General features: G+C 70.1%; 1 protein-coding gene. It reads left to right on the forward strand.

The features are described from left to right. Nucleotides 1-803, forward strand: an 803-nt coding sequence (locus ACFOY2_RS54690) for a cytochrome P450 (RefSeq protein WP_379536118.1), incomplete at both ends; no start/stop codon positions are given.

Below are 803 nucleotides of genomic sequence, written 5' to 3' on the forward strand. Positions count from 1 at the left end.
GATCTGGAGCGGGCCGGCAAGCCGGCCGACCTGGTGGAGCACTTCGCGCTGCCGGTGCCGTCGCTGGTGATCTGCGAGCTGCTGGGCGTGCCGCAGACCGACCGCGCCGAGTTCCACGAACGCGCCGTACGCCTGCTGGACACCTCCTTGCCGATGGAACAGCGCGTCGCGGCACAGCGGGAGGACCGCGCCTACATGGCCGGGCTGGTGGCCCGCGCCCAGGCGGATCCGGGCGAGGACATGCTGGGCATGCTGGTGCGCGAGCACGGCCACGATCTCAGCACGGACGAGCTGATCGGCATCGCGGGACTTCTGCTGCTGGCCGGGCATGAGACGACCTCGAACATGCTCGGCCTGGGCACCCTGGCCCTGCTGCGGCACCCGGACCAGCTGGCGATGATCCGCGAGGATCAGGCCCAGGTCGAACCCGCCATCGAGGAACTGTTGCGCTGGCTGTCCATCGTGCAGTTGCTGCCGCCGCGCACGACCACGACGGATGTGGAGATCGCCGGGCATGCCATCCCCGCGGGATCACTCGTGATCTGCTCGTTTCCCGCCGCCAACCGCGACCCTGCCTTCGTCGACGATCCCGAGACACTCGACATCACTCGGGGAGCCGCCGGTCACGTCGCCTTCGGCCATGGTGTGCACCACTGCCTCGGGGCGCCGCTGGCGCGGATGGAGATGCGCATCGCCTTCCCGGCACTGCTGCGGCGCTTCCCCGGCCTCGCCCTGGCCGATCCGTACGAGCAGGTGGACTTCCGCGCCTTCAGCCTCGTGTACGGCGTGCACACGCTGCGGGT

Source organism: Nonomuraea purpurea, assembly GCF_042650645.1.
GTDB lineage: Bacteria > Actinomycetota > Actinomycetes > Streptosporangiales > Streptosporangiaceae > Nonomuraea > Nonomuraea purpurea.